General features: G+C 52.2%; 16 protein-coding genes. All 16 read right to left on the reverse strand.

The annotated features are described in order from the left end of the window. Positions 1-2 precede the first annotated feature (2 nt). The 16 genes from flhA to AB1I67_RS15625 all read right to left on the reverse strand — a co-directional run bounded on the left by flhA (position 3) and on the right by AB1I67_RS15625 (position 16,485). Positions 3-2,057, reverse strand: coding sequence for a flagellar biosynthesis protein FlhA (gene flhA / locus AB1I67_RS15550; protein ID WP_367030788.1), 2,055 nt, complete (start codon positions 2,055-2,057; stop codon positions 3-5). Beyond that, on the reverse strand, positions 2,054-3,100 hold the full coding sequence (gene fliN, locus AB1I67_RS15555; protein ID WP_367030789.1) for a flagellar motor switch protein FliN: 1,047 nt from the start codon (positions 3,098-3,100) through the stop codon (positions 2,054-2,056). The genes flhA and fliN overlap by 4 nt, the downstream gene beginning before the upstream one ends. Before the next feature lie 24 nt (positions 3,101-3,124). After that, the gene (locus AB1I67_RS15560) at positions 3,125-3,973 is read right to left on the reverse strand and encodes a motility protein A (protein WP_367030790.1); all 849 of its coding nucleotides are present in this window, start codon (positions 3,971-3,973) and stop codon (positions 3,125-3,127) included. A 40-nt stretch (positions 3,974-4,013) separates the two neighbouring features. Then, positions 4,014-4,226 (reverse strand): flagellar FlbD family protein, encoded by a 213-nt coding sequence (locus AB1I67_RS15565; RefSeq protein WP_367030791.1) that lies wholly within the window; start codon positions 4,224-4,226, stop codon positions 4,014-4,016. A 43-nt stretch (positions 4,227-4,269) separates the two neighbouring features. Further along, positions 4,270-5,928, reverse strand: a complete 1,659-nt coding sequence (locus AB1I67_RS15570; RefSeq protein ID WP_367030792.1) for a flagellar hook-basal body complex protein — start codon at positions 5,926-5,928, stop codon at positions 4,270-4,272. Positions 5,929-5,995: 67 nt separating this feature from the next. Continuing rightward, entirely contained in the window at positions 5,996-6,391 is a 396-nt protein-coding gene (locus AB1I67_RS15575; RefSeq protein WP_367030793.1) for a TIGR02530 family flagellar biosynthesis protein, read from the reverse strand. Positions 6,392-6,421: 30 nt separating this feature from the next. After that, a complete protein-coding gene (locus AB1I67_RS15580) occupies positions 6,422-7,018 on the reverse strand; it encodes a flagellar hook capping FlgD N-terminal domain-containing protein (protein WP_367030794.1) in 597 nt (198 codons plus the stop codon). A gap of 28 nt (positions 7,019-7,046) precedes the next feature. Further along, positions 7,047-8,390, reverse strand: coding sequence for a flagellar hook-length control protein FliK (locus AB1I67_RS15585; RefSeq protein WP_367030795.1), 1,344 nt, complete (start codon positions 8,388-8,390; stop codon positions 7,047-7,049). A 31-nt stretch (positions 8,391-8,421) separates the two neighbouring features. Then, entirely contained in the window at positions 8,422-8,874 is a 453-nt protein-coding gene (locus AB1I67_RS15590; RefSeq protein WP_367030796.1) for a flagellar FliJ family protein, read from the reverse strand. An 11-nt stretch (positions 8,875-8,885) separates the two neighbouring features. After that, positions 8,886-10,190 (reverse strand): FliI/YscN family ATPase, encoded by a 1,305-nt coding sequence (locus AB1I67_RS15595; protein ID WP_367030798.1) that lies wholly within the window; start codon positions 10,188-10,190, stop codon positions 8,886-8,888. Between the two features lie 13 nt (positions 10,191-10,203). Further along, positions 10,204-10,986: a FliH/SctL family protein gene (locus AB1I67_RS15600; RefSeq protein ID WP_367030799.1), complete on the reverse strand. Its 783-nt coding sequence runs from the start codon at positions 10,984-10,986 to the stop codon at positions 10,204-10,206. Continuing rightward, positions 10,970-11,977, reverse strand: coding sequence for a flagellar motor switch protein FliG (gene fliG, locus AB1I67_RS15605; protein WP_367030800.1), 1,008 nt, complete (start codon positions 11,975-11,977; stop codon positions 10,970-10,972). The genes AB1I67_RS15600 and fliG overlap by 17 nt, the downstream gene beginning before the upstream one ends. After that, entirely contained in the window at positions 11,978-13,597 is a 1,620-nt protein-coding gene (gene fliF / locus AB1I67_RS15610; protein WP_367030801.1) for a flagellar basal-body MS-ring/collar protein FliF, read from the reverse strand. Positions 13,598-13,635: 38 nt separating this feature from the next. After that, positions 13,636-13,944 carry a flagellar hook-basal body complex protein FliE gene (locus AB1I67_RS15615; RefSeq protein ID WP_367030802.1) on the reverse strand — a complete coding sequence of 103 codons (309 nt, stop codon included), beginning with the start codon at positions 13,942-13,944 and terminating at the stop codon, positions 13,636-13,638. A gap of 129 nt (positions 13,945-14,073) precedes the next feature. Further along, positions 14,074-15,270: an N-acetylmuramoyl-L-alanine amidase family protein gene (locus tag AB1I67_RS15620; RefSeq protein ID WP_367030804.1), complete on the reverse strand. Its 1,197-nt coding sequence runs from the start codon at positions 15,268-15,270 to the stop codon at positions 14,074-14,076. Between the two features lie 21 nt (positions 15,271-15,291). After that, complete coding sequence (locus tag AB1I67_RS15625) at positions 15,292-16,485, reverse strand: N-acetylmuramoyl-L-alanine amidase family protein (protein ID WP_367030805.1); 1,194 nt, start codon at positions 16,483-16,485, stop codon at positions 15,292-15,294. Positions 16,486-16,509: the final 24 nt, after the last annotated feature.

Here is a 16,509-nt window from a genome sequence, read left to right on the forward strand (position 1 = left end):
TGCTACCTCTGGCTTAGGGCAATGCTGCCCAACGCCTGTATCTGTATATTATTATCGATCTCACTGAATGATACCACCGCAACATTCGGATAAAACTGGTCGATCAGTTTCTTAAAATAAATCCTTACCACCGGCGAAGTCAGAACGATCGGGATATTGACCAGGTCCTTGATCTTGTTGATCTCCTCCGTAGCCGCTGAAACAATCCCCTGAATGGAGGACGGCTCTAGGGCAAGATAGGAACCGGTATCCACCTTCTTCACCGATGACATGATCATGGACTCGATCTGGTCATCCAGGCTTAAGACCTTCATCTGCCCCGCCTCTGAGAATCTGCGGGAAATGGTGCGCCTGAGCGCCTGCCGGACGTATTCTGTCAGCATATCGGTGTCTTTGATCTGTGTGCCGTAATCTCCAAGCGTTTCCACGATCGTCTCCATATCACGGATCGGGACCTGTTCTCTCAGCAGGTTGGAAAGGACTTTCTGAAGTTCTCCCACCGAGATAATGGCAGGTATGGTGTCCTCCACGATGCTGGCATTTGTCTTTTTTAAGGTCTCCAGAAGGTTATTGACCTCCTGACGGTTCAAAAGCTCATGTAAATGCTCCTTGACCACCTCGGAAAGATGAGTGATGATCACGGACGTGGGATCGATCAGCGTATAGCCCGCCAGCTCCGCCTGGATCTTCTTATCCTCACTGATCCATTTAGCGGGAATATGGAAGGCGGGGTCCACCGTGTCGATTCCCGGTATGTCATCCGCGTCGCCTCCCGGCGGAAGCGCCAGATAATGATCCATCAGGATATCACCCTTTGCGACCTCCTCCCCCTTCAGCAGAATACTGTACTGGTTGGGGTTGAGCTGCCCGCTGTCCTTGATGCGGACGGCAGGTATCACAAAGCCCATGTCGATCGCCATCTGTTTTCGGAACATGACAACCCTGTCTATGAAATTCCCGCCGCCCTTTTCATCTGCAAGCGGGATCAGGCTGTACCCAAATTCCATCTCGATCTGTTCCACGGTCAAAAGACCGTATACATTCTCTATATTCTTATAGAAAGAAGCTTCACTGGTGACTTCCGCCTCCACAAGCTCCGTTCCCGATTCCTCCACGATACTCTTTTGTTTTCTCAAAAGCACATAACCGCCGCCGATCAATACTGCCGAGATCATCAGGATCTGGGGGATCGGGAAGCCGGGGATCAGGCAGAGACAGGCTGCCGCGCCGCCGGCCGTCATCAGGACTCTGGGCTGTGCCAGGAACTGCTCTGTCAGATCTTCGCTCAGGCTGTTGGTGGACGCTGACCGGGTCACTACCATACCGGTCGCCACGGATATCAAGAGCGCCGGGATCTGGGAAACCAGGCCGTCTCCGATGGTGGAGGTGGTATAGATCTGCATGATGGCAGAGATGCTTCCCTGCCCGTTCATGAGCCCCACCATGATGCCTCCCACAAAGTTGATAAAGGTAATGATGATCGAAATGATCGCATCCCCTTTTACGAACTTGGTAGCACCGTCCATGGAACCGAAGAAGTCCGCTTCCCTCTGGATGTTGGAACGCCGTTCCCTTGCCTGCTGTTCGTCGATCAGCCCGCTGTTTAAGTCGGCGTCGATCGCCATCTGTTTTCCAGGCATGGCGTCCAGCGTAAATCTTGCCGCAACCTCCGCCACTCGCTCGGAACCTTTTGTGATAACGATAAACTGCACCAGCACGATGATCAGGAATATGATAAAACCGATGACCACATTCCCTCGGATCACGAACTGTCCAAAGGTCTGGACCACCTGTCCTGCATAGCCGTTGTCAAACAGGATCTTTCTGGTTGACGAGATATTAAGGCCCAGCCTGAACAGCGTCGTGATCAGAAGGATCGATGGAAACACGGAAAATTCCAGGGTTTCCCTGATATACATCGTCATCACGAGGATCAGCAGAGACAGTGTAATATTAAGTATAAATAAAAAGTCGAGTATAGGCGTCGGCAGCGGTATCAGGATCAGAAAGATGATTCCGATGATCCCCGCCGTCACCAGGATATTAAATCGCTTCAAATTGACTCACCATTCCCGATAATGCTTTTTGTGTTGATGATCTCACTGATACGGACTCCGAAGTTGTCATCTATGACAACCACCTCGCCCCTGGCGATCAGCTGGCCGTTGACAATGATATCCACCGGCTCATCCGCCTCTTTATCCAGCTCGATCACTGTCCCGTTGTTAAAATTCAGCACATCCTTCAGGCGTCGTCTGGTCTTACCGATCTCTACAGAAACCGAAAGGGGCACATCCATGATCAGGCTGAGGTTTTTCTGGATCGCAGGGCTGACAGGAACTCTTTTCTGCATCAGCTCTGAAGAGCGGGACATGTCTTTTTTCAAGGAAGCCACCCCCCCTACTGCGATTTTTGACGCTTCCTGTACTGCGGACAGTCCAGGCTCTGCTTCCTCCTCGGCTTTCCGCTTTGCTTCCGCTTCCTTTTTAGCCTCCAGTTCCTGATGCAGGCTGTCCAGCGCTGTTTCAGAGATACATGCAATAAATTCCGTCTCTACCATATCTTTGATCTGCATATGATACTGAACTGACACGGTCCGGGAATCTGCATCCTCTCCCATAACCTGAGAAAGATACTGCTGTCCGTCTGATAAGACCAGCTGACAGTCAGAGGATTCCATCGTATCGCCGAAATACTCCGCCATAGCGCTTACAGACGAACGGGCCATCTGATTCATCAGCTCTGTGGCTGCGCTCATTGCCACCTCGTCAAACACAAAGTCCGGGTCAGGCAGATCGTCAATTCCCATCAGTTCATTTAAGAAAGCCTGCATGTCACGCTGGCGCAGGATCAGGACAATATTTCCCGCCACATTGGAGGTCAGGCAGCTTTTTACAAAAATCGCCGGCTCCAGAATGCTGTACTCCACTTCCTTTACGGTTATTTCGCGGATCTTCGGGTCCGTGATCTCGATATCTGCCCCCAGGATCGAGGACAGGGACTTTCCTGCCATCGTTCCATATAATTTTGTCAGTTCCTCCAGCATCTGCTGGTCCGTCATGCCCTGTAAATCCAGTTTTTCCTGCTGATCCTTTGCCATCACAATAAGCTCCTTTTAGTTCTTCTATGCATTTTTCTTTCTACCAAAACGTCTTTTCTTTTCAGGCTCCACAGCCCCGTCATCTTCCTTCTGCTCCTTTTTTTTGCTTGAGGCTGGCAGAAGTTTGTACAGCTTTTCTTCGATGAATTTGGGATTTTCTCCCTCCTGGATCGCCAGGACCCCCTCCATCACCAGCTGTTTACAAAGGAATTCCTCGTCGTGACGCGCTTTCAGCTTACTTGCGATCGGAAGGCACACAATGTTTGCAAACAGAGAACCGTATAAAGTCGTGATCAGGGCTACCGCCATACCTTTTGCCAGAGCATCCACATCCGCCATATTACCCAGCATCAGGATCAGTCCCACCAGGGTACCGATCATACCAAAGGCCGGAGCATAGCTTGCCGCCTTCTCATAAAACCTCCGGTCCAAAGCATGACGCTCGTCCAACTGGTCCAGTTCCGTTACCATGACCTGTCTGACCTTTTCAGAGTCGACCGAATCAACTACGAGCAGAAGGCTGTTGTGCAGAAACGGCTCGTCAATCTCATTTAACTTGTCCTCCAGTGACAAAAGCCCCTTCATTCGCGCTTCTGTCGCCAGCTCCACGATCTGGCTGATGGACTGTTCCGGATCAAATTTGTACGGTTTAAAAAGGATCTTTAAATGTTTTCCTATTTTTTTGAAGGCTCCGGCAGGAAAAGAGATCATCATAACCCCAACCGTGCCTCCGATCGTGATCGCAATGCTTGGCACATCCAGAAAGGCTTTCAGATTGGAAAATACCAGCTTCATGGCATCACTGTCAAAAACCATACCAAATATGACAAGGACACTTGCTAAAATAAAACCGAAAATTGACATAAAGTCCATAACTTTTACATCCTTTACTATACTTTTCTTTTTGTACTTCTTAAACCGCTCCGCCTATCTGCCTGATAAATTCTGAAAATGCCATCCGCCGGAATGAGATTACTTTCCCCACAACCTCTTCCTTGGACTCTTTTACGATCAGATGCTTCCCGTTTGTCAGGAGGATGGTGGTGTCCGGATTTTCCATAATCATTTCTATCAGGTCAGAATTCAACACGAAATCCTCACCATTTAACTTATGCAGTATGATCACGCCGCCGTCCTCCTGTTCTTCAAAATGCCGCCGTTACAGGCTTTTATCTCTTTAAGTTTACCAGCTCCTCCAGAATGGAGTCGGAAACCGTGATGATCCTGGAGTTGGCCTGGAAGCCTCTTTGTGTCACGATCATATCAGAAAACTCTGTGGAAATATCCACGTTGGACATCTCCAGGGATGAAGTCTTCAATGCGCCGGTACCGTCTTCCCCTGCTTTGCAGGCTTTGGCTTCGCCGGAGTTGGCTGTCACGGAAAAGTAAGAGCTTCCTACCTGTTCCAGGCCGTAAGGGTTCTCAAATGTTACCAGATCGATCCTTCCGATCTGGATCTTTCCCTGATCCGGATGGGTCGCCTCAATGATACCGTTCGCCAGGATCGCGATGGACGCGCCAGCCAGGGAGATGTTGCCGCCTTCTGTTCCGTTTTCCAGGGTGAAAGTTGTACCTAGCCCCAGATCCTTGGAATCTGTAGCGGCGGTAATGGTCCCGCCTGCTACGGTATCTCCCGATGCAGTAGAGATCGATTCAAACCCCGGGTGGGACATCTCAATATATTGGCCGGCTTCTTCGCCTGCCGCCACAGGGGTCTCCTTCAGCCACACCTTGTTGGCTGATGTGCTGTTCTCATTGACCTCTCCTACAAAGGTCCGCGTAGTTCCGTCCGCGGCCGTCACGGTTGCAGTTATCTTCCACGCGGCCGGGTCTGTGGCCGAAGCTGGTATAAGCGTTGCGTTGTACTCCACAGTTCCCTCTGCCGTGAATTTGGGTTCTACACTCATTCCGGAAGGTTTGATGCCTCCAAAAATACCGTCCTTCTTCTGCTCTGACGTAGCAAAAGTATGGGTCCCCTGCACTACGCCGAAATTAGTTCCCAAAAGCTCTGCGCCAGTCAGCGGAGTTGTAAAGACCTTGTCCGCCGGTGCTGCGGAGATGGTGAAATTACCCGCTGGATGCGGGGTTCCGTTGTTCCCTCTCGTGATCGCGCTGTTCATCTTGCTGGTGAAATCTGCCAAACTATCGAACACTGCATTTTTATTGACCCGCACCGTGATGCTTGAGGTGGAGATATCCGATGAGTTTACCACAATATCAGCTCCATCCGGCAGGTTGCTGTCAAGATAGAATTTGACAGAGACATTGGCGTCGCCTGTGGCATTCTCCGAGGTGACCGTATACTGAATCCCGTTGATGGTCTGGGTCTTGCTGGCCGGGGAGTTGGACTGGGACGGAATGTTTAAATGGATCTTGTCTGAGGAAGGCTCTTTCCCCAGCGGATCCCCGGAAACACCCAGCACCGTATAACCATTGGCATCCACCAGGTTTCCGCTGGCGGAATCTAAAGCCAGGTTCCCCGCTCTGGTGTAAAAGATATTGCCGTCCGGGTCCATGACCTGGAAAAAGCCCTCGCCGGTGATCGCCACATCCATGGGCCTTCCGGTGGACTGCAGGGCGGAACGCCCCATATCGATGTCTATGCCGCCTAACTGGGCGCCGTAACCAACCTGGCTTGCGTTGATACCGCCGCTGTTATTATCGCCGCCCGTTGCGTTCTGCAGGGTCTGGTAAAACACGTCCTGGAAACGCGCGCGGCTTGATTTGAATCCATAGGTGTTTACGTTGGCAATATTATTGCCGATAACATCCAGCTTGGTCTGGTGTGCTTTCATACCAGACACTGCGGAATATAATGATCTTAACATATTTTCTCCTTTTTACCGTCTTACCCGTCCGTCGTTCGGGGTAAGGATAGCCTCCAAAAAGGACCGGCTATATCATAACGGTTCCATCAATATTGGTGAACACGGCGCCTTTTAAGCCGTCTTCATGAACTACAGTGACTACTTTGTTGTTTTTGATATTTACAACAAACGCGGTGGAATCCAACAGGATCAAAGGCTCCTTCAGCCCTTTTTCCTCCGCCAGCTTCACGCCCTCGTTCAGGCGCTCAAGACTCCCTGAGGACACGTCCACGCCACGTTCCATCACACGCGCCATGGCATGTTTTGAGAAACTCACCTGGCTTTCTTCTTTTAGCTTCTGCTCTAAGAGTTCCTGAAAGCAGCCGTCCTTCTTCTCTGCCTTTCCGTCGGTCTTCCGGGGCTGAATGGGAGTTCCCGTACTGATCGGTGTACGAAGCAGTTTATTGTATATCATGGAATCCATCCGTTTTCCTCCTTTCTGCCATATTAGCTGCTAAGCATCGCCTCCATCGCCGCTTCCGCCGGTATCTCCTCCCGGGGGCTTGTCTCCGGGGCCTTCGCCGCCGCTGTTGTCGTTATTCCCAGCCGATGCTGCCTTGACTTCCATGATCTCATCTGTAGTGTAAGGTTCTCCATTTACATAGACCACGTATTTCCCGTCCAGCAGGGAAATCTTGTCGACCATTCCTTCTGTCTTCTTTAATTCGCCTGATACGGTGAACTTGGCAGCCGTTACTGTTTTTCCCACCAATGAAGTCACATAGGTGGTCTTGGCATTGTACGCCATCTCCTCCATCTGCTGCATGGTGGATATCTGAGCCAGTTGGGTCACATATTGGGTATCGTCCACAGGATTCATGAAATCCTGGTTTTTCAGCTGCGCCACCATCAGGGTCAGAAAATCATTCATGGTTACCATCTTGTCAGACGCATCTCCGTAGACTGCATCGATGTTGTTTCCTGTTTTTGAATCTTCCTCAGTCTTTTCAGGGGAACTGTCTCTTGCCTTCGGTCCCGGCTGGGACGAGGTGGTTGTTCCGTTAGACAGATAGTTGGTATATCCTCCATATCCTGTTATATCACCTGGCATATCTCTCCTTTCTCCGGCTGTGAACCCGTCAGATGTAAGCATAAAGCCTGCCGACAGCGCTTTCCGCCATCATCTGTTCTGCCACTGCCAGTATCTGATCTTCTTCCTGTACCGCCGCCCGGCCTCTTCTACCACTGCTCCCGGCCTGGTGCCGGTTCTCCTGCTCCTGCATCTGCTGCCCGTATTCCAGGAAATTCATGGCTGCCTGGCTGTCGTGGTATACTTCGCCAACCTCCGCATGAAGGGGCTCCAGCATTTCCTTCAAGTCTGCCATCTGGCTGGTGATCAGCTTCTGCGTATCACTGTTTGAGACTCCGATATTGACCGTAACCTTGCCGTCGCTGTTTGCGAGCCGGATCACAATATCCCCCAGCCCTTCCGGTTTTAAATGTACGGTCAGCTCCTGTCTGCTCTTTAATGCCTGCTGAAGGCCTGTCTGGATCTGGTCCAGTACCGGAGTGCTTTCCAAAGACTCTCCGGAGCCTGACGGTACTTTGAACCTGCCGTTTAAATTGGATGCGGTAAAACGTCCTATCACATCCACGCCGTTTGCACTGGCATTCCGTCTCAATTCTTCAAGCCCCTGTTCAGGACCTGTTTCCTGTTCCTGGCTGCTGTCTTTGGCCGCTTCTCTCCCGGAGTGCACCATAGACCGCATAAATTCCGACTGTTCTTTCAATAGCCCGGGGTAATCCGAATCCATACCTGCGCCTGACGTTTCTTCCTGCATCGCGGTTCTGGCATCTGCCTTAAGCTCTGTGGGCCTAAATGCAAAACTGCCTGTCCGGCTGACATCTTCCTTACCCTGGAGCATTTCAGATGCCGTTCCATCAGCCTCAAGTCCTGCTGTGGACAGGAGTGCTTCTTCTCCGTTTTCGGCTGCCGGGACGTTCTGATCCTGAAGGACATAAAACAGATCCGTCATGCCAGATTGTCCTGCATCCGGCAGGGAAGCCGCCTGCAATGATCCTAAAGCCGTTTCCTCCTGCAAAATCCCGTCCGCATATCCTGCGGTTTCTTCCGCTTCCGGCGGGAGCATCTCCATCCCGTTTAGCATCAGCATCGCCAGAACCGGATCTGAAGTCTGATCCTTTTCTTTCTGAGGCTTCTCCTGGACTGCCTGCCCGGCTTCCTTCTCCGGCATCGTACTAATCTCCTCTGACGCCCTGTCGGAAATATCCTTCGTCTGCTGTCCACCGGCACTCACTTCTGTTCTTTTCTCTTTGGGAGGCTCCGGTTTCTTTCTGTCAGCCACCGTTTTCTGAAAAACCTCCAGGAAACTGTTTTCTGTCTTTCCGGCGCTCCTGCTTCCGGCGCCCGCTGCTTCTGTGCTCCGAAATCCAGGGGCATCCGTATTCATCACTGCTCTCATCTTTTCTCACCACCTTTCTTTTCTGACATATTTATATGGAATCGCAGTTCCTCACAAAGGCTTCCGCAACATGTTCTGCTATGATCTCCTGCTGCTCCTTTGCTTCGTTCCTGCGGTATTCCTGCAATTGGTTTTCCTTCAGTTTTTCCAGTTTCTTGACTTCCTGGGATGCAGCCAGCACCACCTGGCGCTGCCGCTCGATCTTCCCGGCAATAGCGGACAAATCGTCCTCCAGGGCCTCCAGCTGCTTTCTGCCGCTATCCAGCACCATATAACACGCTTTTAATGCGAACACTGTGGTCCCCGCCGCTTCCTTCTGGTCCATATCGGCACGGGTCCTCGCATTCTCAAGCTTCAGCTCTTCCTTCCGGGCTTCCAGGCGGTCCCGTTCTGCAGTCAGACGTCCCATGATCCCCTGCTCTTTGTCCAGGTTCTGGATCTGATAAGACAGCATACGCTCCAGGGAAAATGAAAATTTTTTCATGGTTCTTCACCCTATTCCGTCAATTTTATCATCTGGATCACCGTTTCATCCAGGGAAAAGCTCTCATCTGTCTTCTGCTGAAGGAACTCGTAGATCCGGTCGATCCGCTTCAGAGCCTCATCCAGTTCCCGGTTGGTCCCTTTTTTGTAGGCTCCGATGGAGACCAGATCGATATTGTTCTCGTATACAGAGAGCAGCTTCCGGATCGCTCCGGCGGCCTCTTTGTGCTCCGGCGCAGCGATCTCACTCATAAGACGGCTGATGCTTGCCAGAACATCTATGGCAGGATACCGGTTCTTCATCGCCACTTTCCGGGACAGCATGATGTGTCCGTCGATGATCCCCCGGACCGTATCGGACACCGGTTCGTTGGCGTCGTCCCCTTCTACTAATACTGTGTATATGCCGGTAATAGAACCGGTCTCAAAATTACCGGAACGCTCCAAAAGCTTGGGAAGCTCCGAATATATGGAGGGCGTATAACCTCTGGCGACAGGAGGCTCGCCTATGCTTAAGCCGATCTCCCTCTGCGCCATGGCGAACCGGGTGAGGGAATCCATCATCAACAGCACATCTTTTCCCTGATCTTTAAAATATTCCGCTATGGTGGTCGCCGTCATGGTGCACTTGGCGCGCATCATCGCCGACTGGCTTGAAGTCGCCACGACCAGGACAGAGCGTTTTAACCCCTCTTCGCCCAAATCTCTGTTTATGAATTCCATGACCTCACGGCTTCGCTCTCCCACAAGCGCGATCACGTTGACGTCCGCTTTTACATTCTTGGCGATCATGCCCATGAGTGTGCTCTTGCCGACGCCGCTTCCCGCAAAGATCCCCATTCTCTGGCCTTTTCCAATGGTCAGAAGGCCGTCTATGGCCTTGACTCCCATCTGGATGGGCGTATCGATCCTGGGGCGGTCCATGGGGTTGGATCTGCCGCCGGTAATCGGATAATAGGTCGTGCCGGTCAGCTCGCCTTTCCCATCCATCGGTATGCCCAGGGCATCAACCGTCCTGCCGATCAGCTGCTCCGAAACAGGTATCATCAGCCGCTCTCCCGTATTGCGGACGGCGCTTCCATAACCGATCCCCTCGATCTCTTCGTAAGGCATCAGCAGGACCCTGTTTTCCCGGAAGCCCACAACCTCCGCACAGACAGGAGGCCCGCCGCCCGGGACATCGATCATACATACATCTCCGATCCTGCAGGATGGCCCCATAGCCTCAACGGTGGTCCCGACGATCTTGTCTATCTTACCCAGATAGGTATAAAGGTCACTTCCCTGCAGCGCCTGCTTAAGCTGTTCCAGTTCCATATCAGTTACCGTCTTATGTCTGCCTGTCCAATGCTGCCAGCTGTGCTTTTAAATTCTCCAGCTGAACGAACACGGAAGCGTCCACAATCCCTTCTTCTGTCTCAATCTGGACATATCCCGGAGGCTGGTCCTCCGTCTTGATCCGCAAAAACCCGTCATTTTTCTCACGGAGTGGTTCCAGTTTTTTCTCCAGGGCCTCCACAAGTTCCAAAGAACGGTCCGAAAGATGGACCACAATATTCCGTTTGTCCCGCTCCGAAAGTACAGCCCGCTCTACCAGCTCTGCAATAGCTGCGTCATCTTCCTTCAGCGCCTTACACAGGATCTTTTCAGCGATCTTTAGAGAAATTCCGGCCAGCTGTTCCTGCAGCTCTCTGGCCTGCTGCCCCATCTGCTCTTCTATATCCTTTACACAGCTTCGGATGTCAGACAGCTGGCTGGCGATCTCTGTGCCGGCCTCAGCAATCCCGGCCTCATAGCCCTCTTTCCTGGCTTCTTCCTTGATGTGCTCCGCCTGCTTCGCCGCAGTGTTGACGATCTTATCGCGCTGGGCGTATGCGTCCTCCAAAATCGCGGCGGCAGACTGTTCCGCCTGGCTCCTGGCTCGTTCCAGGATCCTCCGCTTTGCCTCTGAGATCAGCGCATATCCCCGCTCAGCCTCTTCTTCCCCCGGCGGATGCTTCAGTCCGTCAGGGTCCGGGACCAATGGTACTTCATCGGTCTTCTGGTATACCTTCACCTTCAGGCTCCCGGTCACCGTCTGGTCAGATTTTAATATCCTAGACAATGATTTCATCCTTTCCATCCTTGGAGATCACAATCTCGCCTTCTTCCTCCAGACGCCGGATCACAGCCACGATCCGCTGCTGTGCGTCCTCCACATCACTCATGCGGATATTGTGCAGATATTCGATATCGCTCTGAATGGACTCCCTCATACGGCTTGACATATTAGAGAAGATCGCTCCGGCCACATCCTTATTGGCAACTTTGAGCGCAACGGCAAGATCCCTGGAATCGCATTCCCGCAAAAACCGCTGAATGGAAAGCGGGTCCAGAAAAGCAATGTCTTCAAATACAAACATCAGTTTGCGCACATCCTCCGCCAGCTGCGGGTTCTTCATATTCAATTCGTCGAAGATATCCCGCTCTGTACTCCGGTCTACATGGTTCATGACATCTGCGATATAATTCAGTCCGCCTACCTCCATAGTCTCCTCTGAAGATGAGGCTCCGATCTTCTTTTCCAGCACATCTTCCACGATCTTGATCGCCATCGGGAGCGCCCGGTCCATATTGGCGATCCGCTCCACCACATCCACTCTTGTGTCGTGAGGCAGGTTTGCAATGATCTTGGACGCCTGCTCCGGCGTTGCATAGGACAGGATCAGGGCCAGGGTCTGGGGATGCTCATTCTGGATCGCAGTCATAAGGGTTTTATAATCCACTTTCCGGATAAAATTAAATGCCTTTGTCTTCAGCGCCTTTGAAACCCGGTCCATCAGGTTCTTGGCCTGCTGCTGGCCGAATGCTTTTTCCAGCACCTCTCTGGCGTAGTCTTTTCCGCCCTCTGTAATGACCTTTTCCGTCACACAGCAGCTGTAAAAATCGCTGGCGATATCCTTCAGCTCATCGTCCGACAGCCTCGGGAGCCTGGTAATCTCCACAGAAAGCTGTTCCACCTCATTCTCCGTCAGGTATTTAAATACCTGTGACGCCCGTTCTGTGCCGAGGATCGATATAACGGCTGCTGCTTTCTGAGCCGGTCTTCTTTCTTCCGCTGCCATTTACTTTTTATCCTCCTTCAGCCATGAACTGATCATGGATGCAATAATCTCCGGATTCATATCGGCAAAGGACTTGACCTGGTTGATCGGATTGCCGTCATTCACCTTTGGAACGGTGTTTACTGCTGTCCGGACCGCGTCCGCCTCTGCTCGTGCAGCAAGGCTGTCCTCTTCCTGAGCTTCTTCTTCCTCGAAGCTTCCGAACACCTCTTCATCCTCGATCTGGTGCTTTTTCTTTCTGCGCCCGAAGAGCACCGCCAGAAGCAGCAGGAAAAGAACCGCACCCGCAACTGCACCTGCGATGACCAGTTTCATGTCAATACCTGTTGTCACCGGTCCCTGCACCGGGACGGACGGTACAGGCGTCTCAGCCTTTTTCTCGGTTTCCGTCTGCTGGAAGCTGGAGACTACAATATCCTCCGGCGGAATATTGGCAGCCTTGGATGCCGCATCGATCAACTGCTGTTTCTTCGATTCCGTCAGGTTATCATCGTTTACCGTGATGGCCACGGTTGCCTTCTGAAGCTTCACATTATCCCGTTCAATCTGCTTTTTTATGTATCCGACCAGATAATCCACGTCGCGGTAATACTCCCCGCTGCCCGTGTTGCCGCCGCCTGCGCCCGCTGCGCCGTAGGTGGGGATATCTGTATTGTTCTCTTCTCCAGCGATGCCTCCGGCCCCGGTGCCTCCGCCGCCGTTACTGCTGCCTTCCCGGTACCGGTCCACAACCCCCTGGCCATTTTCCTGAGGTTCATACTGCAGATCTTCCGTGATCATCCTGTCATAGTCGATGACAACGGTTGCAGATACCCGCATCTGGCTTGGTCCATATGCCAGCGCCAGAACATTTTTGATCTTGCTTTCCAGCTTTTCTTCCACCCGGGACTCAAAGTCCAGGCGGTTGAGGCCCGCACCTGCGCCTCCCACATCATCGGAAACCATCTCCACCATGGTCTCTGCGTTTACCACCGTCACATTTTCCGGAAGCAGCCTGGGAACACTGTCTGCGATCAGGTTTTTGATCGCCGCCACCTTCTGCGGCGACAGCTCATAGGACGGCATCATCGTCAGGGACACTGCGCCTGTGCTGTCAGAGGTCTCCGCATCCCATACATAGCTGCTCTCATCAGACACATTCAGGGTGACGATCGCATTCTTGACTCCCGTCATATCCTTCAGAGTCCGCTCGATCCGGTCCTGCAGGTTTAAGAGCAGGTACTGGCGCTTTTCAAACTCCGTCGTGGTAAATCCCATATTATCCGAAAAAATATCAAAAGGAAGTGCCGTTTTCGGATAGCCCAGCTGGGTCATGTCGATCATAATATCGCCAAGCCTGGTCTCCGGAACCGTCACTTCTCCCTCTGAATTTCTTCTCGCCGGCACGCCCCTGCTGCTGAGCACCGCCATGATCTCACTGTTTTCTTCCCTGGAGATTCCAGGGTACAGAGTGACATACTCTCCACTCCTGTCCATATTGAGAAAGACTGCCGCTGCGACTGCCACGATCACTGCAAGTAAGGCTCCGCCCGCTACGGCTTTCTTTTTTTTACTTCCCAAAAGGCGGCTGGCGCCTTCACTGCTGCCAACCGCTGATTTTATCTTATCCCCCACACTCATGCTTCCACCAACACTATCTTCTGATTTTTATGATATTCTTATATCTGCATTCCCATGATCTGGTTGTAGGCACTGACTGCCTTACTTGCCAGCTGGGTCGTAAATTCGATCGCTGCCGCCGACTGCTCCGCCTGGATCAGCGCAGTATGTAAGTTGTCCACCTCGCCGGCAGCCAGCTTTATATCCATCTCCCGGGTCTTCTGGACCGCCTGGTCCGCATCCCGGATAGCGTCTTTTAATATGGACTGAAAGCCAGTCCTGGGAGACGCGCCTGTTCCGGCCCCGGCGCTCTGCATCTCTTTCAGGGAAACGGGGCCTTCCATCCTTGTGATCGGTACAATAAACATATTTTTCTCCACTTTTTCCGTTTTTTGTAACTCACTTAAGACAAGTATAGCTTTAACAGGCAATAACGTCAACTCAATTCTTAAGATTTTTGTCGATTTCCAATATTTACCGTAAACATTTTGTAATTATTAATAGATCCAGATCCCGTCCTGATTCAGGTAATATCCCCCTACGTAGGCATCCCTGACCATCGTACCGTCCTCGGGACTGAAATAATACCAGGTGCCGTTGTCCAGGAGCCATTCTTTATGCATGCTGCCGTCCGGATCCATATAATACCGCTTCCCGTCAACCGTGATCCATCCTGTCTGCATCACGCCGTCTCCGCCCAGATAATACCATTTGCGGTTATCCTGGAGCCATCCGATCTGCATTGCGCCGTTGCTGTCCAGATAGTAATAGTTCCCATCCTTTCTCTGCCATCCGGTCATGATATAGCCGTCATATCCGAACAGGTACCTCTTGCCGTCGATATCCTTCCAGGTGTTGGCAGGATAAGATCCGTCCGGATTCCGGTACCACCAGCCCTCTGCGTTCTTCTGCCAGCCGATCTGGGAAGGATCCAGTTTGTCCGTATTCCGCTCAGACCGGTCGCTTCCGTAGGTCTCGTCGGAATCAACGCTGATCTCCTCGGAGCTGACCCAGTCCCCGCTGACAATATATTTCTCCTCATCCGAATTCTTCGGTATCGCCCTCACCTTAAAATAATAATCCCCAGGCTGGGTCATAAACGGATAAAAATCATATGTGGTCGCATTCACCTTGGGGACTCCCTGGACCTGCTCCCCGTTGCGGTACAGCTTAAGCTCATACGCGCCGGCGTATTCAACCGGGTCCCAGCTGGCCTTGCCAAGAGGATACCCCACCCATTCTGCATTGTCCGTGATGTCCAGTTCGCCGGATACGGGGTTCAGCTTCAGGGTGAGCAGCGACGTCTCATCGTCATTGATCCGCTTTACCTTGCTGTACTCGGCGCCGTCGATCTGGAACTTGCCGGAACCGGTGGTCTTATAAAAATAGTAGCCGCTCACTGCATGGATCTCTACGGTTATCTTGGGGACCTCGCCCAGTTCCAGATAGTCCTTTTTCCCGGAATCCCAGGTATAAGCCCCTATAGTATACTGTCCGCTGTCTGTCGTGATATTGACGCTGGACGCCTCCACATCATAGTCGGCCTGGACATTGGAACGCACCCGTATGGAAACGGATGTGATCGGAGTCCTTGTCTCCTGTTTCTTAACTGCTGCCAGCGCCTGTCCCATAAACAGGGAGCTGCTTAAGCAAAGCGCCAGGAGCCCGGCTGCCATCCTTTTAAACCCTTTCATCTTTTTGTCCTCCTCGTATTCTTATGGTACGTAAACACCGTCTGGATTGATATAGTACTGTCCCACCATGCGGTCTTTCACCATCTGCCCGTTAGAGGGGTCCAGATAATACCAGCTCCCGCCGGAAGAGATCCATCCGGTTGCCATAGTCCCGTCATAGTTCATATAATACCACTGGTCTCCCACGGCCAGCCAGCCGCCGGATATCTTTCCTTTATTCTCATCCAGGTAATACCACTGGCGCTTGTCCTGGAACCAGCCTGTCACCATATCCCCATTGCTGGTAAGGTAAAACTCCTTGCCGTTCCACCTCTGCCAGCCGGTCAGCATATAGCCGTCCAGGCCGAATAAATACCATTTGCCGTCTATCATCTGCCAGCAGTTGGTCGGATGGCTGCCGTCCGCATTCTTGTACCACCAGCCGTTTCCATCCTGCTCCCAGCCGGAAGCCCGGCCCGTCGGATAAGAGTTGTCCGGCTGCCCCGCTGTCTGGGCTGGCTTCCGGTCTCCCGCCGCTGTCGCATCCCTGAGGGTGACTTCCTGTATCCCGGACTCTGTCCACCCGCCTTCCTCCAGATATTCCTCCTGGGAGTTCAGCTTGGGAATGGCCCTTACCTTAAAATAGTAGTCTCCCTTCACAGTCATATATCCGTAAAAATCATAATTGGTCGTGGTGGTCTTTTTTACATGGTGCACCAGGGTGTTGCCCCGGTACAGCTTGACCTCGTAGGCCGGCGCTCCTTCTACCTTGCCCCATTTCGCCTTGCCAAGAGGGCCGTCCTCCCAGTAAGCGTCCTCCACGTCCTCCAATATCCCTTTTACCGGGTCCAGTTTCACGGTGATCACCGCAACGCGGTTGTCGTCCTGATTGCGGCAGGAGGAGTATTCGGCGCCCCTGACCGAGACCTTACTTGCATTCAGTCTGGTAAAATAGTAGCCTTCCTCCGCTTCTATGGTGATCTCGGCACGCGGTACCTCGCCAGCCTTCCAGTTGCTCTTGTCATTTACAAGGCTGCTGGAGACCACGTGATATTTGGAACTGCTTGCGGTGGCAGAGACCGTACCGTGCCCGGCATCCGCCTCCACTGAGGATTCTACCCTCACTGATACGGACTTTATGATCGTATCCGCGCCCCATGCTGAGCCTGCCCACAAAGCGGACAGCGCCAATATGGCTGCCGCTGTTTTTGCCATACTAAAATATTTTTTATTCATTGTTCCTCCCTCATAGACTCTTTC

Origin of the sequence: Clostridium sp. AN503 (assembly GCF_040719375.1) — a bacterium.
In the GTDB taxonomy this organism is placed as follows: domain Bacteria; phylum Bacillota; class Clostridia; order Lachnospirales; family Lachnospiraceae; genus Brotaphodocola.

Bases quoted from the DNA above. Each gene is read 5' to 3' on its own strand.
- AB1I67_RS15585 (WP_367030795.1), bottom strand. From the start codon at position 8,390: ATGAGAGCAGTGATGAATACGGATGCCCCTGGATTTCGGAGCACAGAA.
- AB1I67_RS15590 (WP_367030796.1), bottom strand. From the start codon at position 8,874: ATGAAAAAATTTTCATTTTCCCTGGAGCGTATGCTGTCTTATCAGATC.
- AB1I67_RS15625 (WP_367030805.1), bottom strand. From the start codon at position 16,485: ATGAATAAAAAATATTTTAGTATGGCAAAAACAGCGGCAGCCATATTG.
- fliN (WP_367030789.1), bottom strand. From the start codon at position 3,100: ATGGCAAAGGATCAGCAGGAAAAACTGGATTTACAGGGCATGACGGAC.
- AB1I67_RS15600 (WP_367030799.1), bottom strand. From the start codon at position 10,986: ATGAAATCATTGTCTAGGATATTAAAATCTGACCAGACGGTGACCGGG.
- AB1I67_RS15560 (WP_367030790.1), bottom strand. From the start codon at position 3,973: ATGGACTTTATGTCAATTTTCGGTTTTATTTTAGCAAGTGTCCTTGTC.
- AB1I67_RS15595 (WP_367030798.1), bottom strand. From the start codon at position 10,190: ATGGAACTGGAACAGCTTAAGCAGGCGCTGCAGGGAAGTGACCTTTAT.
- AB1I67_RS15615 (WP_367030802.1), bottom strand. From the start codon at position 13,944: ATGTTTATTGTACCGATCACAAGGATGGAAGGCCCCGTTTCCCTGAAA.
- AB1I67_RS15570 (WP_367030792.1), bottom strand. From the start codon at position 5,928: ATGTTAAGATCATTATATTCCGCAGTGTCTGGTATGAAAGCACACCAG.
- AB1I67_RS15620 (WP_367030804.1), bottom strand. From the start codon at position 15,270: ATGAAAGGGTTTAAAAGGATGGCAGCCGGGCTCCTGGCGCTTTGCTTA.
- AB1I67_RS15575 (WP_367030793.1), bottom strand. From the start codon at position 6,391: ATGGATTCCATGATATACAATAAACTGCTTCGTACACCGATCAGTACG.
- fliF (WP_367030801.1), bottom strand. From the start codon at position 13,597: ATGAGTGTGGGGGATAAGATAAAATCAGCGGTTGGCAGCAGTGAAGGC.
- AB1I67_RS15580 (WP_367030794.1), bottom strand. From the start codon at position 7,018: ATGCCAGGTGATATAACAGGATATGGAGGATATACCAACTATCTGTCT.
- fliG (WP_367030800.1), bottom strand. From the start codon at position 11,977: ATGGCAGCGGAAGAAAGAAGACCGGCTCAGAAAGCAGCAGCCGTTATA.